The following is a 25,803-nucleotide window of genomic DNA, read 5'->3' as shown; positions in this document are numbered from 1 at the left end:
ACCCCGGATGGTGAATTGAGTCTTACGCGATCAAACGTAGGATTGCAGGCGTAATAAATGCCTCTGTGACCGCGGCGACTGCAAGGAGCGGAACGACGATTTTTACAAAGGTTTTTCCAAGATGGGATGCGGTCTCTGCCGCGTCGCCCTCCCCCTGCCACTCGGCGGCGAGCGCCTGGCCGAGCAGGATACCGAGGGCGCCCGCCACGATGAACGACGGTATCTCAAAGATGCCGTGCGGGATCAGCGCCGCGGCGATGAAAGCGATGCCCTGCTGCTGGCGCACGAGCTCGATGATGGAGCCGATCAGAAGGCCGTTTAAGCCCAGGATCAGAATGGTCAGTGCACCGAGCGACGCACCGCCGAGGAAGAGCAGGATGCAGGCACCGAGGTTGTTTGCAAATATCTTGACGAAGAGGACGGCCGGCGCATCACCCGCGAGTTCGCTGGCGACCTGTTCCTGAAAGACCTGCAGCATCTCTTCGCCGATGGCCGGGTCTTGGGCGACCGCGGCGATGCCGAGACCGAGCGATACGGCGAAGACCAGGAACGCGATGCCGGCCGCCCGAAGAAAGGGTTTCTCAAACATACAGTATCATCCGCACCATATCCCGAATGCCGGGCGCCATCCCGACGACGATCATCGCGAGCACGATGAGGTGCCAGAGGTCGGGGTTTCCTTCTTTTCTGTACAGCTCAAGGATATAAATAGCCGGGATAATGACCGCAAGTTTCAGGAGAAACATCGAGAACGCCGTGCCGGTCAGGGCGATCAGGTTGGCACCGACGACGTGCTGCTCCACGTAGTGGAGCGGGTGCAGGTCGATGCCGTAGCTCGTTGCACTGGCATCCAGCAGATGCCCGAATATCAGGAGTTTGTAGAGGCTATTGGAGACATAATCCCACTTCAGGACGTACCGCAAAAACGCCCAGAGGCCAAGCGAGGTAACCGAGGTCATGGCGAGGATGATCACGAGGACGTCCAGCGCCACTACGGTCTCCGTCAGGCCGAAATAGGTGAGGACGGCTGCGGCCGCGATGGACGAGACGATGCCCGCCCCTCCGTACAGGCGGCTATACCGGGAGATGAGCCCGCGCCGTTCGAGCAGTTTTCCTGCAAAGAGGAAGACGATCGCGTAGAAGAAGAGCGTGAAGAAGATGAGCGGAGTGATCAGCAGAAACTGCAGGTTCGAGGTGATCATTCCCGTATCCTGCACGACCCGCAGGAGTCCTCCGAGGACGACGTACGGCATGGTGGCAAGGACGAGTTCCTCATCGATGGCGATCCCGGAGCGCTTCAGCCAGCGATAGACGAGATACACCGAAATGATCAGAATGAACGCATACGTGAGTGTATCGACAATAGTATAGGCCTCGCCGTATCGTATTGGATCGATGTAGTATTTGTATATGAACTCACTAATCATTACCTGATTAAAATGAGCGCAGATGGTATAAATCTACTCAAGAGCAAGACTTTTGACAAATCCAAATGGATGCAGCTGCCTCGCGATGTCGTGATCGGCCACGACGTCATCGAACAGCTTCCGGCCATCTGCGAAGATCTGTCGCTCGGGACCTCTGCGCTCATCATCACCGGGAAACAGACACGCGACGTTGCCGGGGATCGGGCACGCCGGTACCTCGCCGACGAGTACGACGTCACCGTCGTCAGCACCGAGACGATCTCCCTCGATACCATCACGGCGATCGAAGAGGCAGCACGCGACACGGATTTCCTGATCGGTGTCGGCGGCGGGAGGGTGATCGATACCGCGAAGATCGCCTCGTTCAACATCGACCGCCAGTTCATCAGCGTTCCCACCGCAGCGTCACACGACGGCATCGCATCGTCGCGGGCATCGGTCCCTACGGTGGACGGCAACATCTCGATGAGCGCCCATCCACCCATCGCCGTCGTCGCAGACACCGGCATCATCGCCCAGGCGCCCCACCGCCTGCTTGCGGCAGGGTGTGCGGACGTCATCTCCAATTACACCGCGATCCTCGACTGGGAGCTCTCGCACCGCCTCACCGGAGAACCGCTCTCAGAGTACGCCCTGACACTCTCCCGCATGACGGCGGAGATCCTGGTGAAGGACGCCGGCCTGATCCGGCCGCAGAGCGAGGAGGGAGCCTGGATCGCCACAAAAGCACTGGTCTCGTCGGGGGTGGCGATGAGCATCGCCGGGTCGTCGCGGCCGGCGAGCGGCGGGGAGCACAAATTCAGCCACGCCCTTGACCGCCTGGCGCCGGGGAAGGGGCTTCATGGTGAGAAGTGCGGGATCGGGGCAATCATCACCATGTATCTCCACGGCGGGGACTGGCGGGAGATGCGCCGATCGCTCAAAAAGATCGGGGCGCCGACCACACCGGCCGAGATCGGCGTCGGCGACGAAACGGCGGTCGAAGCACTCCTCGCGGCACGGCAGATCCGGCCGGAACGGTTTACCATCCTCGACACGGGCCTGACCCGTACGTCGGCGACGAAACTCGTGAAGATGCTGTATCAGGAGTGACGGGAGAGATGATACTGAAAAAGACAAAAGTGACGCTGATTGGTTCGATGCTGGCAAAGCAGGACCTCGAATTCATCTACGAAGGTTTCTCAGAGGAGTGCGAAGGCTGCAAGATGCGCAAGGCCTGCCACAACCTCCAGCAGGGGAAGAAGTACCGCATCGTCGAGGTCCGGCCGGGCACAAAACACGACTGCCCCGTTCACATGGATTCGGTCAATGCCGTCGAAGTGGTAGAATCTCCGGTCGTCGCCCTCATCAGCGCCGATATGGCCATCGTCAACTCAAAGATACAGTACGAGTTCTCCTGCACCAGGACCGCCTGCCGCAGCTACGAACTCTGCCACCCCGAGGGCATCATCGAGGAGTACTTTTGAGAAGAGGGCGGTTTTTCGAAATCCTCTGTAGTATTTTTCGAGGATAAGGTGATAGTGTGCAGAAGGAAGAGCTACTCCACTTACACATGTTATTGGTACATGTCAGGAAATACTACGAGAACATCACCGGGGAGGAGGTCCTCACCGACAAATACGCTTCTCTTCATATATCTCCGGTTCACATCCACAAAAACAAGATTTCTCACAAAAAGGCTATTCTCACGCTGGGCGACGAGATCGTGGGCCATATCCGGACGAACCATACCCCTTTTATTGAATATCATCCGGAGCTGCCCTCCGAGCGGGTAGCAATCGAATAAGCCCCGACAATGGACGAAAGCGAGATGTATCGGGAGATAATCTCCCGTATCTATTCTGCAGGAGCCGAAGCGGCCGATATCCAGAAGATCAAACTCGAAGTATGCCGGGAGTACGGCATCGATATGCCGAAGAACTCCGCCGTTCTTGCAGCCGCACGGCCGGAAGAGCGCGAACAACTGCGCAGGATCCTGCTGGTGAAGCCGACGCGCACCATCTCGGGCGTCGCGCCCGTCGCGGTGATGACCTCGCCCCACCCCTGCCCCCACGGCATCTGTCTCCCCTGCCCGGGCGGGCCGGACCACCCCTTCCAGTCGCCCCAGAGTTACACCGGGGAGGAGCCGGCGGCGCTGCGCGCACGGGAGCATGCCTACGACCCCTACCGGCAGGTGCAGGCGCGGCTCGCCCAGTTCCAGGTTCTCGGCCACCACATCGACAAGGTGGAGCTGATCGTGATGGGCGGGACGATGACCGCCCGCCCGCTCGAATACCAGCACTGGTTCGTCGGCGCGGCCGTTCAGGCGATGAACGACTACCCGGAGGCCGGGACGCCGCCGCAGGAAGGGTCGGTCGACCTCGACGCGATCTTCACCGCAAACGAGACCGCAGGATCGCGGTGCGTCGCCACCACCTTCGAGACCCGGCCGGACTGGTGCCGGGAGGAGGAGATCAACCGGATGCTCGAGATGGGGGTGACCAAGGTGGAACTCGGCGTCCAGCACGTCGACGACCGTATCCTCGACCACAACCGCCGCGGCCACACCGTCGGGCAGAGCATCGAAGCGAACTGCCTGCTCCGCGATGCCGGGATCAAGGTCGGGTTTCACATCATGCCGAACCTCCCGGGCAGTACGCTCGAGGACGACCGGCGGCTCTTTGACGCGCTCTTTGACGACGACCGGTTCCGGCCGGACTTTCTGAAGATCTACCCGACTCTCGTCACCCCCGGCTCCGAGATTGAGAGCCTCTGGCAGCGCGGCGAGTACAGCCCCTACACCGAGGAAGATCTGATCGATCTCATCGCCTACGGCAAATCCCGTCTCCCCGAGTACGTCCGTCTCCAGCGCATCCAGCGCGACATCCCGGCGAAACTCATCGTCGCCGGTTCGCGGCACAGCAACTTCCGCCAGCTTGCGCAGGAACGGCTTGCCGCACAGGGAGGCCGGTGCCGCTGCATCCGGTGCCGGGAGGTCGGCCGCATGCCGGATCCCGAGGCGGTATCACTATCGACGCTGACCTACGCGAGCTGCGGCGGCACGGAGCGCTTCATCCAGGCAGGCTCTGCAGACGTGCTGGTCGGGTTCGCCCGGCTCCGGTTCCCGGGCAGAACCTTCCGCGCGGAGCTTGCCGGTGCGGCGCTCCTGCGCGAGCTGCATGTCTACGGCAGCATCGTCCCGCTGAGCGGCAAGGCCTCAAAGGAAGAATGGCAGCACCGCAGCTACGGCAACAGGCTTCTTGCTGCCGCGGAAGAGACCGCCCGGGATCACGGCTACAATCGGCTTGCCGTCATGAGCGGCATCGGGGTGCGCCCCTACTACAGGAAACAGGGATATCAACGAGAGGGTCAATATATGATCAAGACGTTAGCATGAAACCCGCCACGCTCGAATTTCTCAAACAACGGTTCACCGATTACTACAAAACCAGTTATATCTCCGTTCCATCATCACTCGAGCAGCGGGAGTGGGGTTTTATCTTCTTTGACACCTCTTCGGACGTACGGATGCGCAGGCACATGGCTTTCTCCGATCCGCGGGAACTTGCCGACTACCTGAAGAATATGGTTCCTGCCCACGTCTACTACTCCACCGCATACTACAGCACCCCGAGCGCGCCGACGATGAACGATAAGGTCTGGACGGGAGCCGACCTGATCTTCGACCTGGACGCCGACCACATCATGCGAGGGCCGTATACGGAGATGCTTGCACGGGTGAAGGAGGAGACCGAGAAACTGATCGCTATGCTGACCGACGAGCTCGGGTTCTCCCCGCGGGACCTCGCGGTGGTCTTCTCAGGCGGGCGCGGCTACCACATCCACATCCAGAGTCTCGCCGTCCGGGGATGGGGAAGTCAGGAGCGGCGCGAGATCATCGATTACGTCTGCGGCACCGGAATTGATCCTGCGGTGATGCTCACGCAAAGCGATGCGGCGCCTGCCGGATGGCGGCAGCGTTACCTCGACGCTCTCCGGGAGCACCTGCTCTGGCTCAAAAGCCTCCCCGAAGAGGAGGGGATCCACACGCTTACCGGCATCAAGGGCGTCGGAAAGAGAGGTGCTGCAGATGCAGCCGCGTTCCTCGCGGAGATCGACGATCTTGCACGCGACCTTGAGGAGTACCGGACCCGCACCCTGCTGGGGAGCCGCATGGTGAAGGCGATCGTCACGGAGGAGGGATCGGCCTTCGAGCAGCGGCTCCGGGAGAAAGGCGCGCACGCAGACGAGCCGGTGACGACCGATATCAAGCGGCTGATCCGGATGCCCGGGTCGCTGCACGGCGGGAGCGGGATGCGGGTCGTCCCGCTCAGCGCCGGGGAACTCGCCGGATTCGAGCCGCTGGAGGATGCAGTGGTCTTCGGCGACCGCAGCGTGAAGGTCGACATGAAGATGGCCATCACCACGGCGATGAACGGAAACACCTACCAGTTGCAGAAGGGCACAAACACCGTCCCGGAGGCCTTGGCGGTCTTCGTCTGCTGCCGGGGGATGGCAGAGATTGCAGGGGAGAAGGCCGATGGATCTTGAAAAACTCCGACAGATACTGCTCGACATGCAGCACTCCGGGCGGCTCTCCGATGTCCCGCATACCTTCTACGACGATACCCGGGAGTACCTCGACCTGCTGAAATCCGCCTACTACGCACTCGAAAAACCCCTGGAGACCGGGGAAGGCTACCGGATCATGGACGAGACCCGCAACGTCAACGACATCGTCCAGGAGATCTTCTCCATCAGGACACGGCAGATCCTCGACCTCGCGTTCCAGCAGTTCGACGGCCAGTACGTCGACCGGGACGAGAGCCGGAAGATGCTGCAGGCAGAGCGGATGATGTTCCAGCAGGTCGTTGACGCCGTCGAGCAGTGCAGGCGGACGCTCGTCTCCGGCGAGGAGTTTTCGACGGCAGGTGCCGCCGCGTCCCTCCTCCCGGCGGAAGAGCAGGAAGTGCACATCCAGGAGCGGAAAAAACCTGCAGCGCGGCAAAAATCTCCGGCCGCTCCCTACGCGCTTGTCCATATCGTGCAGGATATGGACTCGTTCATGGGTGTGGACGGTCGGGTCTACCGGCTGGAGCAGGGAGACATCATAACGATCCCGGAGCAGAACGCAGACGTGCTCTGTGAGCGCAACATAGCCTTAAATATTAGACTTAACAAGTAATATTGGTACTTCGTATCAATTTCACCGAGGATATTTCCATGAAAATGCCAGTAAAGTTTAAAACGTACTGCCCATTCTGCAGGAAGCACGAGATCCACGAGATCGAGAAGGTCAAGAAGGGCAAGCTCCGCCACTTCAACTGGATCGACCGCCAGAAGGCGCGCAGAAGCACCGTCGGGAACATGGGTAAGTTCAACAAGGTGCCGGGCGGCGACAAACCGACGAAGAAGGTCAATCTCCGGTACCGCTGCAGCGTCTGCGGAAAGGCACACCTGCGCCCGGGATTCAGGATTAGCAAATTCGAGCTGACGGAGTGAGCATATGGTACAGATGAACAGGGAGAACCGGAGCAGATTCTATCGGGTCAAGTGCCCGGACTGCGAAAACGAACAGATTATCTTTGAGAAGGCCAGCACCGTTGTGGACTGTGCCGTCTGCGGGCACATCCTTGCAGAGCCCACCGGCGGCAAGGCAAACATAAAAGCTGAAATACTGGCAGCACTTGAGTGAGTACCTATATGCGTGAGAGAGAATGGCCCGATGACGGCGAACTGGTCGTCTGCACGGTGCAGAACGTCAGGGATTTTGCGGCATTCGTAAACCTTGACGAATATGACGGACGACAGGGCCTCATCCCAATATCAGAGATAGCACGGGGCTGGATCAAGTATATACGGGATTACGTACGCGAAGGGCAGAAGGTCGTCTGCAAAGTGCTGAACGTCGATCCCGAACGCGGTCACATCGACCTTTCTCTCAAAGACGTCAACGAGCACCAGCGGCGCGAGAAGATCCACGAGTGGAAGAACGAGCAGAAGGCCGCAAAGTGGATCGGGTTTGTCACCGAGGCGACCGGTGTCGCACGGCAGACCCTCGAGGAGCAGTTCTACCGCGATTACGGGCTTTTATACCCTGCCTTTGAAGACATCGTCGCGACAGGCAGCGAGTCGCTCGACAAATTCAACTTCGACGCCGGGGTGAAGGAGTCGCTGAGCACCGTCGCCCACGAGAACGTCAAGGTCTCGAAGGTCACCATCACCGGCACCCTGGTCCTGACGTCCGCACGCCCCGACGGCGTGAACGTCATCAGGAGAGCACTGCGGAGTGCGCAGCCGAAGATGGACGAAGTCGAGATCGACTTAAATTACGTCGGTGCCCCGAAATACCGGATCAAGGTGACCGCCCCGGACTACAAGACAGCGGAGAAGGCAATCGAGAAGTCGGCGGCCGCTGCGGTCGGGGTCATGGAGCGGGCTGAAGGAACCGGCAAGTTCGTCCGAAAGCAGAAATCCGGTTAATCTGCCATGAGCAACCGCATCCGGCGCTGTGCACACGACCAAACCTATACACTCTCCGAAACCTGTCCGGTCTGCGGGCGTCCCACGCGGACGGCTCATCCCGCACGCTTTTCTCCGCAGGACAGGCATGGGAGATACAGACGGGTGATACGAGAATGGAAAATGTAACTGTCAATTTTTTACGGGATGACGACATCACGGCGCCGGTTCTCATCGAAGGGCTGCCCGGCATCGGGCAGGTCGGGAAACTGACGGCCGAGCATATCATGCATGAACTCGGGGCCGAAAAGATCGCCGAGATCTTCTCGCTCCACTTCCCTCCCCAGGTGATCATCGACGAGGAGGGCGTCTCCCACCTCGTCAGCAACGAGATCTACCGCTACGCCGGTGAGGATGCAACCCTGCTCTTTTTAGTTGGCGACTTTCAGAGCACGTCGGCGGAAGGGCACTATATTCTGACCGAGACCTACCTCGACATCGCAGAAGAACTGGGCGTCCAGCGGATATACACCCTCGGCGGCTACGGCGTCGGCCACCTCGTGGAGAATTCGAGAGTCTTCGCAGCCGTCAATATGCCCGAACTCATACCCGAGGTCGAGGCTGCCGGGGGATCGTTTGAGAATGCGCAGAACGGCGGGGTGATCGTCGGCGCCTCCGGCCTCCTCCTCGGACTCGGCGTGCACCGCGGCATCGAGGGGATCTGCCTGATGGGAGAGACGTCAGGCTACATCGTCGACCCGAAGAGCGCAGAAAGCCTTCTCCATGTCCTGAAAAACCTCCTCAATATCGAGATCGACCCGACACTCCTCCAGCAGCGTGCGGAGGATATGGAGCAGATCATTGCCAAGATCCGGGAGGCCGAAGAGATGAAGGCGGACGAAGAACTCAGTTACATCGGATAAGCGGCAAAAGGCCGGAAAACCCCTTTTTACCAAACAGCGTGCGGATATACGCTATCGGTCTCGTTTGCCGATTCTCACATCGACCATACCCAGGAGTGGCGGCACCGTGCCGGCCCTCGCCTGGGCGACCGGGGCGACGACCCGGTACGGAATGCCTTTCCTCGTGGGACGTGCCCGGACCTGTCGAACCGTGAACGTTTTGAGCCGGATACCGGGACGGCTTCTGCCTCCCGTCCGCTTTCGCGCTCTGAATTGTTCTCTCCCTGTTGATAGGGCTTAAACTCTCTCTTCAGGGACGGGGGAAGCGTACAGGTCACAGGAGAGCACCTCCGCAGCACGCCGGGATCCGGAAATCCGGACTCCGGTCGACCGGTCGAAGCCGATGTAAGGGGCAATGAGACAGCATACCATAGTACCTCCCCGCCAGGCACCCCCCTCACCCGGCGCATCTACCCCTGAATAACCGTGAAGATATTTATAGTTTACCTACACCAATAGCCTGCCGCACCGCCGCGCAGCAGAATACCACATCCTGATCCGGCCTGATCCGGGCAGGGATTCCTCCCGCGCCATAAACCGATCCGGACGTTCCGGAATAAGAGGTACGGAGCCGGCGTACGGCACCCTCGCATCCCCGGGCAGGAACTCCTGCAAAATATGGAAAGACTCACCAAAGCCGCCTTTGGCGACTGAAACATCTATGCACCCGCACGCCGAACCTGTAGGAGACAGCCATGCTCCTCTATGCCGATCTCCACATCCATTCACCCTACTCGATGGCCACGTCCCGAACGATGACGCCCGACGCGCTCCTCAACGCAGCGGGCAGGAAGGGGCTCGGCATCCTCGGGAGCGGCGACGCCCTTCACCCGGCCTGGCGGCAGTGCTGGATTGAGCGCCAGGAGGACGAGACGGAGATCGTCGTCGTTCCCACCACAGAGGTCGAAGACGCCGCCCGCATCCATCACCTGATCGTGATGGAGGATTTTGGCGGGTTCGCAGATCTTGCCGGCCTCCTCGCCGATCACAGCAGAAATCTCGTCACCGCCGGACGGCCGCGGATCAACCTCTCCGGCGAAGCAATCGCAGAGCGGGTGCACGACCTCGGCGGCCTCATCGGCCCTGCGCACGCCTTCACTCCCTGGACGTCACTGTACGCCCATGCCGGATCGGTGCGTGAATGCTACGGCACCGAGCCGATCGACTTCCTGGAACTCGGCCTCTCCGCAGACAGCTCCTACGGCGCCGGCATCGCCGATCTCGCAGGCGTACCCTTTCTCTCGAACTCCGACGCCCACAGCACGGCGCCGCACCGTCTCGGCAGGGAGTTTTCCGGCCTTGCGGTGGCGTCCCGGACACCCGCAGGGGTGCTCGACGCGCTCAGGCAGGGCAGGATCGCCATGAACGCCGGGTTCTTCCCGGAAGAAGGGAAATACAACCGCACCGCCTGCATCGCCTGCTACCGGCAGTACACCCGCCAGGAGGCGGAAGGGCTCGGGTGGCGGTGCCCGGCCGACGGCAAACGGATCAAGAAGGGCGTCGCAGACCGGGCGGCCGAACTCGCCGATACGCCGCCGCAGGAACGGCCGCCGTACCTGCACACCATTCCGCTCGGCGAGATCGTCATGCAGGTGCTCGGGACATGTTCGCCCACGACCCGGAAGTGCATCGCCCTCTACGAGACCCTGCTCGAGACGCTGGGAGACGAGATCGCGATCCTCGTCTCTATCCCGGTGCCGGAGATCGCGGCGGTGCACGCAGGCGTCGGGAGCGCAATCGGCGCACTGCGGTCGGGACAGTTGACCCTGCATCCCGGAGGCGGCGGCAGGTACGGCAGTTTCTCGTTCCCGTGACTTCCCGGCAGAGGCCGGTTTTTTGGGAGCGAGGATGATCTCATCGAGAGCCACGAGGCCGATCACTGTGGCGGTCGGGTGTGCCTCACAGGCTGAACCCGGCAGAGGAGATGCCGGAGAACCGCCGGGCACCGGGATGACGGGAGTGCGCCACCGAGCAACCGGCAAACCTTGTGCAGGCGATTGCCAGGTTCTCTGCCGCCACGAAGATATCCCTCACAATTACACCGTCACCCCAAAACCGCTCGTACAAACATTCGGCCAAAATAGGTCAGGGCTTATCCGGGTTCACTACCGGAGAGTGGGGCCGCGGAGCCGCCGGGCGCAGACCCCGGAAAGCCTCCATCGGGCGGCATAAGCCTGTGCAGCGGTGAGGCGTATCGGCAGAGGCATGCACCACTCAGAATTATCGACAGATAAGTATATTAACTGCCGAATATATCGGGAGCTCTCATGAAGCTAGGGTATGGTGTTCTGGTCATCCTGGTGCTCGGCATCTGCATCGCCGGATGTACGCAGCCTGTGGAGAACCTGACAGAAGAGCCCGGCGCCCCTCTGGGGCTCGGAAATGAAACGCCGACCGAAACCCCGATGGAGACGACGCCGATGGAGACACCGACTGAGACGGCAACACCGATGGAGACGACGCCGATGGAGACACCGACTGAGACGGCAACACCGATGGAGACCCCGGCGGAGAACGAGACGCAGTACATGGTAGCGATCCAGGATGGGAGCTTCGATCCGCCGACTCTGGAGGTTCCCCCCGGCAGCACCGTCGTCTGGACCAACGAAGGCACCATGAATCAGACCGTCACCGGCATCGGCCTTGAGACCAACTTCGACTCAGGGCTTATCGCCCCCGGAGAGACCTTCGATTGGATGTTCACCGCTCCGGGAACCTACAACTACACATCACTGACCACCGGGATGAGCGGCAACATTATCGTAGGAACTGCCGAAGAGACAAACCAGACAGCGTAGTACTCGATCACGCCACTTCCTTTTTTTCCGCCGTTTCCGGCATCCGATATCCGGAAACGGGAGCTTCACGTGCCCGGTGCCATTCAGAAGATATTTCCGCCTCCGGAGCGTTCCTGTACACAGGGCCGTTCGCCACGGAGGAGGATATCGGTGAAGATACGGGCAAAGACCATTCTCATCGTCGCCATCACCCTCGTCGGGCTGATCGCCGTCCTGTACGCCGCCTCCGACGCCTTTGTGCTGAAAGGGTTCGAGACGGTGGAAAAGGAAGACGGACGGCAGAACGTGGAGCGTATGGTTTCCGCCCTGCTCAACGACATCAATATGCTCGATTCTCTCACCAACGAGATGGCATCGTGGAACGAAACGGCCACTCTCCTCGAAGACGACGCACTCGACGATACCTGGACGAAGATCAGCGACCCGACATTCGAACGGCTCGGTGTCAACCTCATCCTGATCCTGGACGGGAACGGGGAGGTCGTTGCCGGGCGGGCATACGACCTCGGGCGCACCGAGGCAGTATCCCTGCCGGACGATCTCGCAGAACACCTCTCGGCGGGCCGCCCGCTTCTCAATACGACGGCGCATCCCTCCGGCACCATGGGTATCCTCGCACTTGCAGAGCAGCCGCTCCTGATCGCATCGCGCCCGGTGATCGGCCATTCCCCTGCGGGGGAGAGCACTATCGGAACGATCGTGATGGGCCGCTACCTCGACGAGAACGAGGTGACCCGCATCTCGATGATCACGTCCCTGCCGGTCGCTCTCTACCGCTATGACGCTCCCGACCTTCCGCCCGACGTGCTGGACGCACGCACTACCCTCTCCACCGGTCTGCCGACGTTCATCGAGCGGCAGGACGGCGACACGGTAGCCGGCAGCGTCCTGACCTGCATCAATCCGCTCGACGGCGATACCCTCTGCGGGTATGCCGTCATCGGCGATATCTACGGGAACCCGGCGTTCCTCATGCGGCTCGCGATCCCGCGCGACATCTATGCACAGGGGACGATCAGCACGGCGTATTTTGTCATCTCGCTCCTCGCCGTCGGCTTTATCTTCGGTGTTCTCACGCTCCTGCTCCTCGACCGGACGGTGCTCTCAAGGCTCTCGTTTCTGAGCACGACCGTGGGCACGATCGAGACGAACCGGGACTTCTCCACCCGTGTCGCACTGCCGGGCAGGGACGAGATCGCGTCGCTTGCAACGGACATCAACCGGATGCTCGACGCCCTTGAGACTGCGCAGAAACGGCTGAAGGGTCAGCTCGTCGAGAGCGAAGAACGCTACCGCCTCTTCTTCAACAGCGGAAACGACGCAGTGTATGTCTTCTGCGTGGACGATGCCAGGATGCCGGGAAGGTTCGTCGAGGTGAACGACGAGGCATGCAGGAGGCTCGGGTACGACCGGGAGAGCCTGCTCTGCCGCTCGCCGGACGGAATCGTCGGCCGCGATGAGGAGGAGATACACGGGAAGATGCAGGAACTTCTTGACCAGCGGCACGTCCTCTACGAGACGGTGCAGCAGACGCGCGACGGAGCCTGCATACCGGTTGAGATCAACGCCCACCTCGTCATGCACGAAGACCGCCCGATCGTCATCGCCATCGCCCGTGACATCTCCGAACGCAAACAGATGGACGAACTGAAACGGCAGGCGTTCGAGCAGATCCAGAAGAACTACGAGCAGTTCGCCATTCTGAACGACCAGATCAGAAACCCCCTGCAGGTCATCGTCGGCCTCGCAGCCATGGACGACGGCGTCCTCGGCGAGAAGATCCTGCAGAACGCCGACGTGATCGACGGGATCGTCGACGAACTCGACCGGGGCTGGATCGAGTCCGAGAAGGTACGGGAGTTTCTCAAAAGGTATTACGGGTGACGGCGGGGATCACTTACGAACGCCGGTAGCGCTCCGCCGCCCGGGTGATGGCCGCCGCAGAATCGTTCGTGAAGTACGCGTGGGTATACTGGCCGAGCGCGTTCTGCACGAAGAGGCCGTCGCGGCCGCCATCTATTCCTTTTCCCCGGGCGAGCGCCAGCGCAAACCGGGCGTCGCGGTCGCAGGCGACCCGCGAGTAGTGGAACTCGTGCCCCCGGTAGACGCTTCCGTGCCCGGACGCAAACGGCCCGCCGGTCACCCGCGCTTCGACGTAGCCGAGCCCCTGGAACCGACCGGTCATCTCGGTCACGGCGGGGAGCACCCCGGCCATGGGATACGCACCGTCATCGCCCTCAATCTTTTCTGTCAGGTAGACGAGGCCGCCGCACTCGCCGTAGACCGGCATGCCGTCGTCTATAGCGCGCTTAATCTCCTCCCTGCACCGGGACGCGGCGAGCGCTGCAGCGTGGAGCTCCGGGTAACCGCCGCCCAGGTAGAGGGCGTCGGCCGTCGGAAGACGGTCGTGCATCGGCGAGAAGAAGATCAGCTCCGCTCCTGCCGCGCGGAGCCGGTCGAAGTTGTCCTGGTAGTAGAAGCAGAAGGCAGGGTCTTGGGCGACTCCGATCGTCACCGCCGACTCGCGGCGGGGCGCATCCGGTGCCGGGCTCTCTGGGAGCGGCGGCGCGGACCGGGCGAGCGCGACGATCCCGTCGAGGTCGCAGGCAGACGCTGCGACCTCCCCGAACGCCGCCATCGCCTCCGTCTCGATCGCCATGGTGAGGCCGAGGTGCCTGCTCGCGACCGTCAGGTCATCCCTTTTCGGCAGCCACCCGAATGCCGGCACCGGCAGACCCGGCTCGATCAGGGCGCGGTGGCGCGGGCTTCCGACCTGATTGAGGACGGCGCCTGCGAGGTTGAGGCAGGGATCGAACCCGGCGTATCCCGAGATCAGGGCGCAGGTGCTCCGGGACATGCCCTTCACATCGACGGTGAGGAGAACCGGAGCGGAAAGGATCTTTGCAACATGCGCCGTGCTTGCCTCGTCGGTCGCATCAAGGCCGTCGTACAACCCCATGACCCCCTCGATAACGGCGATATCGGCGCCCCTGCACGCAGCCGCGAACGTCGCCATGACCCCGTCCTCGCCCATCAGGTATGGGTCGAGGTTGCGGGACGATCGTCCGCAGATGGCGGTATGGTGCGTGGGATCGATGAAGTCGGGTCCCACCTTGAAGGGCTGCACGGTGTAGCCGCGGGCGGTCAGTGCGGCCATCAAACCGCTTGAAAACGTCGTTTTACCGCAGCCGCTGTGCGTTCCTGCGATCACAATGCGGGGTATGTCAAGCATCACGTAGCAATACTGTTGAATACCGGATCAAATAAATATGACTTAACACAACCGAATAATACCAAATAAAATTTAACTAAATCCAAAAAGGTTGCATAACGCAACGGCACCACCCAAAGGAAGCGTGATCCATGCACATTATGGAAGGATTCTTACCAAGCCCCTGGTGGGAGATATGGTTCCTCCTCTCGATACCATTCATCGTCATCGGGCTCTATCAGATAAACAGGCTCGTGAAAGAAAACCGTGAGACGCTGCCGCTTCTCGCCGTAGCAGGGGCATTCGTCTTTGTCCTCTCATCGCTCAAACTGCCGTCGGTGACCGGGAGCTGCTCGCACCCCACCGGAACCGGTCTTGGGGCCATCCTCTTCGGCCCATTCATCGCATCGGTTCTCGGGCTGATCGTCCTCATCTACCAGGCGCTCTTCCTGGCGCACGGCGGGCTCACCACCCTCGGGGCGAACGTCTTCTCGATGGGCATCGCAGGCCCCATCGTCGCCTACCTCATCTACAAAGCCGGGACGCGGGCCGGGATCAACACCTACGTGACCGTCTTCTTCGCCGCCGCGCTCGCCGACCTCTTCACCTACGTCGTCACCTCGGTCCAGCTCGCGCTCGCCTTCCCCGGAGAGGCAGGATTCTTCACGGCGTTCCAGGCGTTCGCCGCGATCTTTGCGGTCACCCAGGTGCCGCTGGCCGTCATCGAAGGCGCCGTCATCGCCCTGGTCTTCAAGTACATCGTCCAGCTCAAACCCGAAATCCTCACAAAGCTGAACCTGCTTCCGGAAGCGACCATCCGGAAGCTCCAGGAGGCGGCGGCATGAAGTACGCGCTCGAGATCGCCGTCACGGCGATCATCGTCATCTTCGCCGCAGTCTTCCTGGTGCAGAACGCGGCCATCCAGGCAGACCTTGCCGAAGGCGAAGAGGCCTGGGGGGGAGCGGACGGGAGCGCCGCGGAGCTCATCGAGTCCTCCGGCTACGAACCCTGGACAAGCCCCCTCTGGGAGCCCCCGAGCGGCGAGATCGAGTCGCTCTTCTTCTCCCTGCAGGCCGCCATCGGCGCGATCGTCATCGGCTACTTCTTCGGCTACTGGCGCGGCAGCAGAAAAACCGCGTAATTTTTTCCCTTCTTGCGCCGACACTATAGGAACCCGAACGAGGGAGATGACCGATGACCATGCACCGGCTGCTCGAAGACTTTGCTCAGGAGAACGCGCTGCGGGACGTCAACCCGGGCGTAAAGATACTCCTTGGTCTTGCAAGCATCCTCCTCTGCATATCGTCTCCGGGACCGGTTACACCCCTGTTCATTGCAGTCTCCCTCTCGGCGGCGACGGTCGGGCTCGCCCGCATCCCGCCCCGGTTCTACGCCCGCCTGCTCCTGGTCCCGGCATCGTTCGCGGTGATGAGCATCGCCGTCATCCTCTTTCTCACCGGGGGAGGTGCGGTGCTGGTCAGCATTCCCCTCCCCATCTTCACCCTCACCGTCACCACCGGCGGAGCGAACCTTGCCTTCCTCCTGGTCGCCCGGGTTCTCGGCGGCATGTGTTCGCTCTTCTTCATATCGCTGACCACGCCGATGACAGATATCTTTACGATCATGCAGCGGCTCCGGTTTCCGACCGTCTTCATCGACCTTGCAATGCTCATCTACCGGTTCATCTTCGTGGTGATCGACGAGGCCGGACAGATCTACCGGTCGCAACGGATGCGTCTCGGATACGGAACGTTTTCGGAGTCGATCAGGTCGTTTGGGATGCTCGCGGGAGCACTCTTCCTGCGGACCTGGGAGAGCGGCGAGCACCTGGTGCGGGCCATGGACGCCCGCTGCTACGACGGCAGGTTCGGACTTCCCGATGAGGCGCCCCCGGTATCCCCCACCTGGGCGCTCGGGGTCGTGCTGTACCTGGGGCTCGTCGCTGGCATCTCCTGGACGACCGCAACTATCACACTCTGCTGACAGGACACATACCATGGAAGGAATTCTGGAGATACAGAACGCGCGATACCGGTATCCGCACGGGCCGGAGGCCCTCCGGGGCGTCAGTATCCGCATCGTGCAGGGCTCGAAAGTCGCTCTCGTCGGCCCGAACGGCGCCGGCAAATCGACACTCTTCCAGCTCTTCAACGGGATGATCCGGCCGGATGCCGGCACCGTCAGCTTCGGCGGGGCGCCGATCGAGTACACGGCAAGAGCGCTGCGAGACCTCCGCCGGCGCGTCGGCCTCGTCTTCCAGAACCCCGACGTCCAGATCATCGCCCCGACGGTCTACCAGGACGTCGCCTTCGGCCCGGTGAACCTCGGTCTCGCCCGGGACGCCATAGACCGTGCGGTCAGGGATGCGCTCTCCGCCGTCGGGCTCGCCGGCTACGAGAAGCGCCCGCCACATCATCTCTCGGGCGGCGAGAAGAAGCGTGTCGCGATCGCCGGCATCCTCGCCATGGAGCCCGACGTGCTGGTCTTCGACGAGCCGACGAGTTCCCTCGACCCGGCGAGCTCCGAGGAGATCATGGAGCTCCTCGACGAACTCGCCACGGACGGCAGGACGATCATCATCTCGACGCACGACGTCGAACTCGCCTACCGGTGGGCGGATCACGTCATCCTGATGGAGCAGGGCATGGTTCTTGCGCGGGGCTCACCCGAAGAGGTCTTCGCGGATCATGCGCTCCTGCGTGCGGCACGCCTCAAACCCCCCCGGATCCTCGATCTCTACCACGAACTCGTGGCGAGGGGCATCGTCGAGGACCGGACGCCGCCGAGAAGCGTCCTTGCGTTCACGGACTGCATCGAACAGCACCTCCACGGCAGCAGCCTTCGGACCGCCCGGGAGGCGGCAGGAACGGTCTACATCTGCAACGTCGATGCCGTCGACGGCGATGCGGTGCGCCGGCTCATCACGGAGAGACCGATCGGGCACACCGGGGCCATGGGCACCAGAGCCAAGGAGTTTGCGAACCGGGAACTCATCCTCCTGGACTTCACCTACGGTGTCATCGACAAGTGCATCCTGAAAAGCCTTATCGGAGAGAGTTCGCTGATCCTCTCGTCAGGCGGGATGATCGATCATACCCACCGGCGGATCGCCGAGTACAGCGCCGAGAGCGGAAGAGCACTCATTGCCGTCACTGTCCCCGAGCCCATGCCGCCCGGATCTGCAGGCAGGCTTCCCGGGTACCTGTGACGGGGCATCGAGCCTCGATGATCCTTTTTCTGCGAGACCCGTCCGGAACACCGATAGGTTCTTGACTGCTACCTGCACTCTCTCCCAGTAACAGGGTGATACGGAATGCTCCTTCCTGACCATAAGACGAAGATTGTCTGCACGATCGGGCCGTCGTCCGAATCAAAACCTGTGCTGCAGAAGATGATGCAGAGCGGCATGAACGTCGCCCGGCTCAATCTGGCTCACGGCGACTTCGACGAGCACAGGCGACGCATCAGGACCATCCGCAGCGTGGCCGAGGAACTCAAGGTGCCCATTGCCATCCTCCTCGATCTGCCGGGGCCGAAGATCCGCATCGGCAGACTGCCGCGCGAACCGATCATGCTGAAGCCCGGAGACATGGTGACCCTGACGACGGGAGCGTCGACCGATGAGCCGGGCGTGATCCCCGTCGACTTTGAAGAATTTCCATCGCTCGTGTCCGAAAACAGCACGATCTACCTTGCCGACGGATTCATCCAGCTCCGGGTTCAGAGGATGATCCCGGACGGAGCGGTATGCATCGTCGTCATCGGGGGGCTCCTCTCCTCGCACAAGGGGATGAACCTGCTCGGGGCAAGCCTCGCCGTCGAGACGCTCACCGAACGCGACCGGGAGGGGCTTGCCTTCGGCATCGCCGAAGGCGTCGATGCATTCAGTGTCTCGTTCATCCGGCGGGCGGAGGACGTCCGGCAGGCGCGGGAGTATGCGGAATCCCTTGCCCCCTGCGTCCGCATCATCGCGAAGATCGAGCGGCGCGAAGCGGTCGAGAACGTCGACGAGATCCTCGCCGAAGCCGACGGCGTGATGATCGCCCGCGGCGACCTCGGCGTGCAGATCCCGATCGAGGAGGTGCCGGTGGTGCAGAAGCGGATCATCCACCAGGCCAACATCAGCGGACGCCCGGTCATCACCGCCACCCAGATGCTCGAGTCCATGACCGAACATATCCGGCCGACCCGGGCGGAGGTGACCGACGTCGCCAACGCCATCCTGGACGGAACCGACGCCGTTATGCTCTCCGGCGAGACGGCGATCGGCTCCTTTCCGGTCGAGACGGTGCAGATGATGGCCGGCATCGCGCGCACAACCGAGGAGCAGCGGCGTGCACTTGCCGGAGGGGGCACCTGCGAAGAGTACTTCCGGCGGGGCAGAGGACGGGCGGGGATGGCGGTCGGCGACGTCGTCTCCTTAAACGTCATCGAAGCGCGGGACGCACTCCGGATACAGTATATCATCACGCCGACCAGGACCGGGAGCACGCCTCGCCGGATATCGCGGTTCAAACCCGAGGGATGGATCCTCTCGTTCAGCAGAAATTTCCGGACGCCGCAGTTCCTATCGTTCTCGTACGGGGTGCAGCCGTTCTTTATCCAGAGCGAGCGGGAAGACTGGCACGAGGAGATCATGGAGTTTCTCAAAGCCTCGGATGTGATCGCACCGGGGGATCGGGTTCTCTTCACCGAAGGTGTCTCCCCCGGGGAGGCGGGCACCGATTCGCTCACCATCCTGACGGTGGAGTGACGGGGATCTCAAAAAAGAGGATACCGGGAGTCAGACACGCCGGTTCGTCTACTTCCAGAGCCACCCGAAGAGGCCGCGGGCGGAGAACTCCTGGCCGGCGAGGCCGGCAAGCCGCTGCTGCTCCTGCTCGAGGCTCTGGATCTGCTCCTGCAGCATCACCCGCGTTGCATCGTCGCAGGTGCCGTTTTCGCTGATACTGGAGAGAACCCGGATCATCTCCCGGTTCCGCTCGATATGCTGCCGGATCAGGCCCGCCGCCTCATCGTCACCGCCGAAGAGCATCCGCATGATGCTGTTTCTCGACCGGATCCGCTCCTCCGCCTGCTCGGTCGCATTGACCGAATCGTTCAGGCTGCGTGCTATTGCCGAGACCTGCGGCCCGATACCGCCGGTCCGGTTCTCCATGGCAAGGAGACTGTGGACGGCATACCGCACCGGATTGACGTGGCTCTTCGTGAGCGACCGGTTCGCCTGCTCCTGCTGGTGCTCCTGCTGCCGCTCTGCGATCCGGAGATGATGCTCGTCCGTCTTCCGGTTCTGCGATCCGTTCAGGAACGGAGCCAGCGGATCGTCGAACGTCTCGTTCGTCGCCGGTGTCGTGTTCCCCTCCGGAGTCCCGTTGATCACTTCGGCCATCAGCATGTGCTGCACCGCAGAACCGGCCTGTCCGGGGCCGTTCTCCTTTCCGTATGCCTTCCCGACGGCGTTACCCTGCCCGTCCGCATTGCCGGGCCCGCCTCCCGCATCACTGCCCCCTTTCTGGGCAGATGCAGGCACGGCGAGGAGGAGAAGGCAGACCATGCATACTGCAATCATTTTCTTCATTTTGCATTCACCTGCTCTCCATAAGCCTCAGGCACGGTCATTTAAACAATTATTGAACCTGCGGGTTCAATCCACGAAATATCGGGAGAAACACCCTCACACAAAGAGGGTCAGGACAAGACAGGCGGCGACCGGCACGACGAGGTTGTCGTCGACCGGGGTTGCAAACTCGACGAGGCCGGCGACGACGGCGGCCGCCAGCGCCGCTCCCGGCGGCACGAGGAGGAGGAGCACCACAAACGTCACCAGGATCCCGGCAGCGGAGCCTTCCAGCGACTTTTTGTTGTAGATCCGGTGTCTCCCGTAGCGCACGCCGACGATCGTCGTCACGCTGTCGAGCAGCGCAAGCACGACGAGGGCGGGAAAGACCACGTCGGTCGGGAAGAAGATCAGGCAGAAGAGTGCCCCGAGAGCGAAGAAGAGCGCGCCCTTGCCCGGGACGGCGTCGCGCCGCTCCAGCCGCTCGAGGATCTGCGAGATGCCGGGGATGGTGTAGCCCCGCTGGACCGCGTCGGAGAGGATGAAACCGGCGAAGAGCGCAATCATGAGAACCGAGATGGTGATCGTACTGTCGAAGAGGAATACAAACCCTGCAATGCCGAGGCCGAAGACCAGGTGGACAAGCTGCCGGGAGGACTCGTTCATTTAAGATATGTGCGCTTTCGTGGGGATTAAACCCTGCGGCATCTCCGCCGCCGCCCGGAGTGCCGCCGGGTCCAGAGGATTCCGGCGCGTTTTTATCCGCCTGCGGTCATCTCTCCGTATGAAACTATCAGCCGGAGCCACGGCCGTTCTCGCGATGATCCTCTGCCTCGTTGCGGCAGGCTGCACGGGCACCACAGAGGAGGCGGCGGCGGTGAACGAAAACGGGACTGCATCGACGGAGGAGCTCGTCGCCTTCGTCGAGCAGGCCTACGAGTTCGCCGGGGTACATGGAAAAGAAGCAGCGATCCGGGAATTCAACGACCCGGACGGCAAGTTCGTCCGCGGCGACCTCTACATCTTCGCCTACGACTACGCAGGCACCACGCTGGCGCTCCCCCACCAACCCGAGATCGTCGGAACCGACCGCCTCGATCTCCGGGACGCAAACGGTGTCCCGTTCATCCGGGAGATGATCGCCGCGACGAAGAACGCAAGCGGGTTTGTCCGCTACCACTATCCGAACCCGGCGGCGGACTTCGCCATCGAACCGAAGCTGAGCTACGTCATGCGCGTCGACGACACCTGGTGGCTGGGCTCCGGCATCTACGGTGAGGAGGCAAAATCCTCCTCCCCGCAGGTCGAGGCGGAGATGCATGCAAAGCAGGAGATCGTCCGGTTCGTCGAGGACGCTGCGGCGTATGCACGCGAAAACGGCAGGGAAGAAGCCCTTGCAGGGTTCATGGATAGAAACGGCCCTTTCGTCATGCGTGAGGTCTACATCTACGCCCTCGACTTCAACGGCACCTGCCTCGCCCTCCCCTACCAGCCGGACCTCGTCGGGACCAGCATGCTCGACCTGCAGGACACCTACGGCGTCAACGTCACCCGGGTGGAGATCGACCTTGCAGAACAGGGCGGCGGGTTCATCTTCTACCACTACCCGAATCCAGCCAACAACCTCACCGTCGAGCCCAAGATGAGCTACGTCCGGAAAGTCGACGACACCTACTGGATAGGGGCCGGGATCTATCTCTCGGACCTGACCGGGAACGGGCTTGCTCTCCGGAATGAGATGCAGGCGCTCCTCGCCGGGATCGAGACGGGGACAAAAGAGGCACTTACGGCACTGGACGCCAACGTCTCGGACGCTGCCCGGCATTTCACCGCTGCCGGCATGGAAGGAGAGGGAACGGACGGCGTGCTCACGTACCTCGCCGCCTCGACGCCTGCAGCGGTGGACGCCGTTACCATCGGACCGGACGGCAGGATCCTGGCGGCCATGCCCGAGGAGTACCAGGGGAGCATCGGCGCCTATATCAGCGAACAGGCGCATATCGTCCGCGTCCTGGAAGACGGCGAACCGGCAATGAGCGGGGTCTTCACCATGGTGGAAGGGTTTGACGCGGCCACAATCGCCTGGCCGGTCACCGCACCGTCAGATGAGGTTCTCGGCGCCGTCTCGCTCGCGTTCAGGCCAGCCCTGCTCCTCGACGCCGTCATTGCCCCGGCAACGAACGGTACCGGTGCGGTGGTGACGGTCATCCAGACGGACGGGCGGGTGCTCTACGACCCCGATCCGGGCGAGATCGGGAAGATGACCTTTGACGACCCGATCTACGCGGACTACCCGGACCTGCAGACGGTTGCACGGCGGGTCGCCGCCGAACCTGCAGGAGCCGGGGGATACGAGTTCCTGGCGACCGGAAGCACAGAGCCGGTGCGCAAGGAGATCATCTGGGGAACGGTCTCTCTCCACGGGACGGAATGGCGGATCGTGGTCACCGAGGAAGCGGCATCCTGACCCGCCGCACGAAAAATCGCTTTTTTTCAGGTTCACCGGAGAGATTGGTCCGGCATGCAGAAAAGGGTCGGGGAGCAGTTACGCTCCGGCGATCTCCCCAAGACCAAACCGCCACCCGGTCAGGGGGGAGGTCGCAAAGATCACCTGCCGCTGCTCCCCTTCGGACGTATACGTCACGGTGCCCTCGTTCTCCGCACGGATCGTCGCCATCGCTTCTGCGGCAGACGCGCTGTCTTCCTGAGCAGAACTCTGGGAGATACGGGCTTCCTCCGCGTGGAGCGCATACGCCCCCTGCAGGTCGAGCGCGAAGAAGAAGAACGGCTCATGGATGTCCAGCGCCTCGCGCATCTCGACGGAGAACTCATCCAGGTACACCGAGGCGCCGAGCACCCCCGTCACCGCACCCTCCTCCACCACCGGAACCGCGACGATGGCGGTGCTCCTGCCGGTCGAGTGGCTGACCACCACCGTGCCGATCGAGACGTTGCCCGCGAGCACGTCCGGGAAGTACGGCCGGCTCATCAGGTTCGAGGCCGCCAGCCCGTCGACCGTCGTATAGTAGGTCCCGTTCGGCAGGGAGTACCAGAGACGCGCGGAGGAGTCTACCTTCTCCGCTTCGGAGAGAAGCGGGGCTATCCGCTCCCAGTCGGCCGACCGCACCTCGTCGGTCGTCGCCAGAGCCTCGAACACCCGGGCGATGCAGGAGAGCCGCTGGTCGGTATACGCGATCATCGATGCGAGCACAACCTCGCCGGGCACTTCAAGCGTCCCGGAGTACGCAGGCAGGTTCCCGGTCCCGGTCTTTTCGCCCTGGTACTCCGCGAGGATGGCGTCGTAACTGCCGTCCCGCTTCATCGCGCTCAGCGTCGCCTGCCAGGCCTCAACCACGGCGGCGGGCGTCCGGTTGTTGAAGGCGATGTAGAGCTCGTCCTCTTTCACCGGGTAGACCGGCATCAGCGACGCAGGGTCGATGCCTGCGGCGAGCGCGGTCTCGGAGGCAGTGTTGCTGCTCCCGAGCCAGAGATCGACCGTGCCGTTCATCAGGGCCCGAACGGCCGCGGTGTCGTCCGCGTAGAGGGCGAGGTTGGTGACGCCGTTCTCGACCAGATACTGGTGGCGGACGTCGTCCTGCACCACGCCGACCGCCCCGGCCTTCCGCACGGCATCAAGGCTCACGGCAGATATCGCGCTGCCGTTCTTTGCGTAGAAGACGTACTCGTAGGTGCCGATAGGCCCTGCCCAGAGGAAAAGCGGTTCGCGTTCGGCGGTTCGGACGATGGGGTACAGCCCCGTATCGGGCTCGCTCAGTGCCGCCCGGTATCCCTCTGCCCACGGCGCCACTTCGATCGTTACGTTCTCGTTCAGACGCCGTGCGATCTCCCGGGCGATCTCGGTGGACTGTCCGGTGACCGCCCCATCCTCATCCACGAAACTGTAGGGCGGAAAGTCCTGAGCATAGAGATTGAGGCTTACATCTCCGATACTCTCCGGCTCCGCACCGGTAGACGTCGACGAAGACGTAGTGCAGCCCGGGCAGAAGAGGCAACCGAGGATGCAGAGCCCTACAAGCAGCAAAAGCGTATGTTTCATCCTAAAAAACACCTCGCGCGGCAACGAGGCGGTACGGCATATGCCCCGTCCCAGATAAACCATTTACTCAGGCCATATTAACATATTTCGATGTCGGAAGGCACTTACCCGCCCTTCACCCGCTGCTCCTCCAGAAACGCCGTCGCCTCCCTGTCGGATATTGCGTAGGTGGCCTGCGCCTCGAGGGCGATGACACGGAGAATGACGGCAACCTCGTCGAGCCTGCGCTTGTGCTCTCCGCGTACGTGCCGCCGCACCTCGTGCAGGCGCTCGAGCGCGGCGGCGACGTTGCATATCGTGCAGAGTGCGCTCTCCCGCGTCCCGATCTCCACGGCAGGGAGAGCCCGAACGGGATCGGATTCTCCGGCATTCATAGTTCAGTCATCCCTGGTACACTCTTGATGCGGCATTGGGTTTGAAGGTATCTCATTCCCGGCCCTGTGGGAGCAGAGCACCCCGCGCTCCGGAGACGGGGACGGCCATCCGCGAGGCATGGGGCCGGGGCTGCCGCAGGAGATCCGACCTCTTCAGCATCGCTTATATGCTGTCAGACTGCACCTGATCATTCACGACAAACCTGTCGGCACACCCAGGGTCTGGTCACTATGGAACTATCAGGAAAGGCGGTATCGGCGTATCTCCAGGCCAGAGGGCCCGTTGCCTATGCGGCCACGAAGTTCGTCCTCCCGCTCGCCATCATTCCCCTGATCCTCGGCCTGCTCTACCTGACCCTGCCGCACGGAGACTTCCTCTTCTTCGCCGGCCTCTCTGCCGGATACTTCATCCCTCCCTTCGGGAAGGAGTCGATCATACCGATCGCCATTCTGGCCGGCCATCCCTGGTGGCTCATCGTCACGCTCCTCGTCGCGCTCGACGCAGCGGTCGCTCTCTTCATCGTCTGGAACTTCGATCTCGCACTGAAGATACCGCTCATCGGCGGCCTGCTGGAGCGGGGGCTCACCATGATGAGCACCTACACGAGGGAGCATCCCGGGCTTCGGAACGTCTCCACCATCGGCCTGTTTCTCTTCGTATTCTTCCCGTTCCAGGGAACCGGCGCGATGAACGGCTCGATCCTGGGCCGCCTCCTCGGGATGGACGCACAACGGGTCTTCGCCTGTGTCATGGCCGGGTCGGTCACCTCCTGCCTCATCATCGCCCTCGGCACCGACGTGATCCTCGACCTCTACCGGGATAGCCCCCTGCTCGGCATCGCCGTGCTGCTCCTCGCCGCCCTCGCCGCCGCCGCTGCATACCTCGGGTGGCGGCGGCACCAGCGGCGGCTCCGGGAGCGGGTGCGGTAAGATAGCATAACGCCCCTCAAAAACGGCACCCGACGTTTTTTCCTCA

The 25,803-nt window shown here is 62.1% G+C and carries 29 protein-coding genes; 21 read left to right on the top strand and 8 right to left on the bottom strand.

The genetic code is table 11. The features are described 5' to 3' along the window. Nucleotides 1-22 precede the first annotated feature (22 nt). Together FGU65_RS09995 and FGU65_RS09990 are read right to left on the bottom strand one after the other, a co-directional pair. The gene (locus FGU65_RS09995; RefSeq protein ID WP_301664319.1) at nucleotides 23-589 is read right to left on the bottom strand and encodes a stage II sporulation protein M; all 567 of its coding nucleotides are present in this window, start codon (nucleotides 587-589) and stop codon (nucleotides 23-25) included. Then, nucleotides 582-1,427 carry a DUF63 family protein gene (locus FGU65_RS09990; protein WP_301664318.1) on the bottom strand — a complete coding sequence of 282 codons (846 nt, stop codon included), beginning with the start codon at nucleotides 1,425-1,427 and terminating at the stop codon, nucleotides 582-584. The genes FGU65_RS09995 and FGU65_RS09990 overlap by 8 nt, the downstream gene beginning before the upstream one ends. Nucleotides 1,428-1,439: 12 nt before the next feature. Between FGU65_RS09990 and FGU65_RS09985 the strand changes: the two genes are divergently transcribed. From FGU65_RS09985 to FGU65_RS09930, 12 genes are all read left to right on the top strand, one after another. Next, nucleotides 1,440-2,519, top strand: a complete 1,080-nt coding sequence (locus FGU65_RS09985; RefSeq protein WP_301664317.1) for an NAD(P)-dependent glycerol-1-phosphate dehydrogenase — start codon at nucleotides 1,440-1,442, stop codon at nucleotides 2,517-2,519. A gap of 8 nt (nucleotides 2,520-2,527) precedes the next feature. Next, a complete protein-coding gene (locus tag FGU65_RS09980) occupies nucleotides 2,528-2,893 on the top strand; it encodes a UPF0179 family protein (protein ID WP_301664316.1) in 366 nt (121 codons plus the stop codon). Between the two features lie 86 nt (nucleotides 2,894-2,979). Beyond that, entirely contained in the window at nucleotides 2,980-3,213 is a 234-nt protein-coding gene (locus tag FGU65_RS09975; RefSeq protein ID WP_437344446.1) for a UPF0058 family protein, read from the top strand. A gap of 9 nt (nucleotides 3,214-3,222) precedes the next feature. Then, on the top strand, nucleotides 3,223-4,803 hold the full coding sequence (locus FGU65_RS09970) for a tRNA uridine(34) 5-carboxymethylaminomethyl modification radical SAM/GNAT enzyme Elp3 (RefSeq protein WP_301664314.1): 1,581 nt from the start codon (nucleotides 3,223-3,225) through the stop codon (nucleotides 4,801-4,803). Then, nucleotides 4,800-5,957, top strand: a complete 1,158-nt coding sequence (locus FGU65_RS09965) for a DNA primase small subunit domain-containing protein (protein ID WP_301664313.1) — start codon at nucleotides 4,800-4,802, stop codon at nucleotides 5,955-5,957. The genes FGU65_RS09970 and FGU65_RS09965 overlap by 4 nt, the downstream gene beginning before the upstream one ends. Further along, complete coding sequence (locus FGU65_RS09960) at nucleotides 5,947-6,591, top strand: hypothetical protein (protein WP_301664312.1); 645 nt, start codon at nucleotides 5,947-5,949, stop codon at nucleotides 6,589-6,591. The genes FGU65_RS09965 and FGU65_RS09960 overlap by 11 nt, the downstream gene beginning before the upstream one ends. Nucleotides 6,592-6,629: 38 nt before the next feature. Beyond that, entirely contained in the window at nucleotides 6,630-6,908 is a 279-nt protein-coding gene (locus FGU65_RS09955; RefSeq protein WP_301664311.1) for a 50S ribosomal protein L44e, read from the top strand. Between the two features lie 4 nt (nucleotides 6,909-6,912). After that, nucleotides 6,913-7,101, top strand: a complete 189-nt coding sequence (locus FGU65_RS09950; RefSeq protein WP_301664310.1) for a 30S ribosomal protein S27e — start codon at nucleotides 6,913-6,915, stop codon at nucleotides 7,099-7,101. Between the two features lie 8 nt (nucleotides 7,102-7,109). Next, on the top strand, nucleotides 7,110-7,889 hold the full coding sequence (locus FGU65_RS09945) for a translation initiation factor IF-2 subunit alpha (protein WP_301664309.1): 780 nt from the start codon (nucleotides 7,110-7,112) through the stop codon (nucleotides 7,887-7,889). Between the two features lie 6 nt (nucleotides 7,890-7,895). Then, on the top strand, nucleotides 7,896-8,057 hold the full coding sequence (locus FGU65_RS09940; RefSeq protein ID WP_301664308.1) for an RNA-protein complex protein Nop10: 162 nt from the start codon (nucleotides 7,896-7,898) through the stop codon (nucleotides 8,055-8,057). After that, nucleotides 8,045-8,791 carry a proteasome assembly chaperone family protein gene (locus FGU65_RS09935; RefSeq protein WP_301664307.1) on the top strand — a complete coding sequence of 249 codons (747 nt, stop codon included), beginning with the start codon at nucleotides 8,045-8,047 and terminating at the stop codon, nucleotides 8,789-8,791. The genes FGU65_RS09940 and FGU65_RS09935 overlap by 13 nt, the downstream gene beginning before the upstream one ends. Before the next feature lie 734 nt (nucleotides 8,792-9,525). Next, nucleotides 9,526-10,644 (top strand): endonuclease Q family protein, encoded by a 1,119-nt coding sequence (locus FGU65_RS09930; RefSeq protein WP_301664306.1) that lies wholly within the window; start codon nucleotides 9,526-9,528, stop codon nucleotides 10,642-10,644. An 85-nt stretch (nucleotides 10,645-10,729) separates the two neighbouring features. Here the strand turns inward: FGU65_RS09930 and FGU65_RS09925 are convergent, their stop codons facing one another. Next, nucleotides 10,730-10,864, bottom strand: a complete 135-nt coding sequence (locus tag FGU65_RS09925) for a hypothetical protein (protein ID WP_301664305.1) — start codon at nucleotides 10,862-10,864, stop codon at nucleotides 10,730-10,732. 233 nt (nucleotides 10,865-11,097) lie between these two features. On the opposite strand from FGU65_RS09925, the gene FGU65_RS09920 reads away from it, so the two are divergent. Beyond that, nucleotides 11,098-11,628 carry a cupredoxin domain-containing protein gene (locus FGU65_RS09920; RefSeq protein WP_301664304.1) on the top strand — a complete coding sequence of 177 codons (531 nt, stop codon included), beginning with the start codon at nucleotides 11,098-11,100 and terminating at the stop codon, nucleotides 11,626-11,628. A gap of 150 nt (nucleotides 11,629-11,778) precedes the next feature. Then, nucleotides 11,779-13,512, top strand: a complete 1,734-nt coding sequence (locus FGU65_RS09915) for a CHASE4 domain-containing protein (RefSeq protein WP_301664303.1) — start codon at nucleotides 11,779-11,781, stop codon at nucleotides 13,510-13,512. A gap of 13 nt (nucleotides 13,513-13,525) precedes the next feature. Here the strand turns inward: FGU65_RS09915 and FGU65_RS09910 are convergent, their stop codons facing one another. Beyond that, the gene (locus FGU65_RS09910; RefSeq protein ID WP_301664302.1) at nucleotides 13,526-14,860 is read right to left on the bottom strand and encodes a cobyrinic acid a,c-diamide synthase CobB; all 1,335 of its coding nucleotides are present in this window, start codon (nucleotides 14,858-14,860) and stop codon (nucleotides 13,526-13,528) included. A gap of 131 nt (nucleotides 14,861-14,991) precedes the next feature. Here FGU65_RS09910 and FGU65_RS09905 point away from each other — a divergent pair, with 131 nt between their 5' ends. The 5 genes from FGU65_RS09905 to pyk all read left to right on the top strand — a co-directional run bounded on the left by FGU65_RS09905 (nucleotide 14,992) and on the right by pyk (nucleotide 19,592). Further along, a complete protein-coding gene (locus tag FGU65_RS09905; RefSeq protein WP_301664301.1) occupies nucleotides 14,992-15,684 on the top strand; it encodes an energy-coupling factor ABC transporter permease in 693 nt (230 codons plus the stop codon). Continuing rightward, nucleotides 15,681-15,980 (top strand): energy-coupling factor ABC transporter substrate-binding protein, encoded by a 300-nt coding sequence (locus tag FGU65_RS09900; protein WP_301664300.1) that lies wholly within the window; start codon nucleotides 15,681-15,683, stop codon nucleotides 15,978-15,980. Before FGU65_RS09905 ends, FGU65_RS09900 begins: the two co-directional genes overlap by 4 nt. Nucleotides 15,981-16,033: 53 nt before the next feature. Beyond that, nucleotides 16,034-16,822, top strand: coding sequence for a cobalt ECF transporter T component CbiQ (gene cbiQ / locus FGU65_RS09895; protein WP_301664299.1), 789 nt, complete (start codon nucleotides 16,034-16,036; stop codon nucleotides 16,820-16,822). Nucleotides 16,823-16,835: 13 nt separating this feature from the next. After that, nucleotides 16,836-18,047 (top strand): energy-coupling factor ABC transporter ATP-binding protein, encoded by a 1,212-nt coding sequence (locus tag FGU65_RS09890; protein ID WP_301664298.1) that lies wholly within the window; start codon nucleotides 16,836-16,838, stop codon nucleotides 18,045-18,047. A gap of 105 nt (nucleotides 18,048-18,152) precedes the next feature. After that, nucleotides 18,153-19,592 carry a pyruvate kinase gene (gene pyk, locus FGU65_RS09885; RefSeq protein ID WP_301664297.1) on the top strand — a complete coding sequence of 480 codons (1,440 nt, stop codon included), beginning with the start codon at nucleotides 18,153-18,155 and terminating at the stop codon, nucleotides 19,590-19,592. A gap of 48 nt (nucleotides 19,593-19,640) precedes the next feature. Here the strand turns inward: pyk and FGU65_RS09880 are convergent, their stop codons facing one another. Together FGU65_RS09880 and FGU65_RS09875 are read right to left on the bottom strand one after the other, a co-directional pair. Next, nucleotides 19,641-20,417 carry a hypothetical protein gene (locus FGU65_RS09880; RefSeq protein WP_301664296.1) on the bottom strand — a complete coding sequence of 259 codons (777 nt, stop codon included), beginning with the start codon at nucleotides 20,415-20,417 and terminating at the stop codon, nucleotides 19,641-19,643. 96 nt (nucleotides 20,418-20,513) lie between these two features. After that, nucleotides 20,514-21,062: a diacylglycerol/polyprenol kinase family protein gene (locus FGU65_RS09875; protein WP_301664295.1), complete on the bottom strand. Its 549-nt coding sequence runs from the start codon at nucleotides 21,060-21,062 to the stop codon at nucleotides 20,514-20,516. A gap of 118 nt (nucleotides 21,063-21,180) precedes the next feature. Here FGU65_RS09875 and FGU65_RS09870 point away from each other — a divergent pair, with 118 nt between their 5' ends. Further along, nucleotides 21,181-22,863, top strand: a complete 1,683-nt coding sequence (locus FGU65_RS09870; RefSeq protein ID WP_301664294.1) for a cache domain-containing protein — start codon at nucleotides 21,181-21,183, stop codon at nucleotides 22,861-22,863. Nucleotides 22,864-22,941: 78 nt separating this feature from the next. Here the strand turns inward: FGU65_RS09870 and FGU65_RS09865 are convergent, their stop codons facing one another. Both FGU65_RS09865 and FGU65_RS09860 read right to left on the bottom strand, forming a co-directional pair. After that, entirely contained in the window at nucleotides 22,942-24,453 is a 1,512-nt protein-coding gene (locus tag FGU65_RS09865; RefSeq protein WP_301664293.1) for a transporter substrate-binding domain-containing protein, read from the bottom strand. 104 nt (nucleotides 24,454-24,557) lie between these two features. Continuing rightward, complete coding sequence (locus FGU65_RS09860; RefSeq protein WP_301664292.1) at nucleotides 24,558-24,827, bottom strand: hypothetical protein; 270 nt, start codon at nucleotides 24,825-24,827, stop codon at nucleotides 24,558-24,560. Between the two features lie 231 nt (nucleotides 24,828-25,058). Here FGU65_RS09860 and FGU65_RS09855 point away from each other — a divergent pair, with 231 nt between their 5' ends. After that, entirely contained in the window at nucleotides 25,059-25,757 is a 699-nt protein-coding gene (locus tag FGU65_RS09855) for a small multi-drug export protein (RefSeq protein WP_301664291.1), read from the top strand. Nucleotides 25,758-25,803: the final 46 nt, after the last annotated feature.

Origin of the sequence: Methanoculleus frigidifontis, from assembly GCF_030464345.1 — an archaeon.
GTDB classification, from domain to species: Archaea; Halobacteriota; Methanomicrobia; order Methanomicrobiales; family Methanoculleaceae; genus Methanoculleus_A; species Methanoculleus_A frigidifontis.
This window is presented reverse-complemented; position numbering and strand designations above follow the sequence as displayed.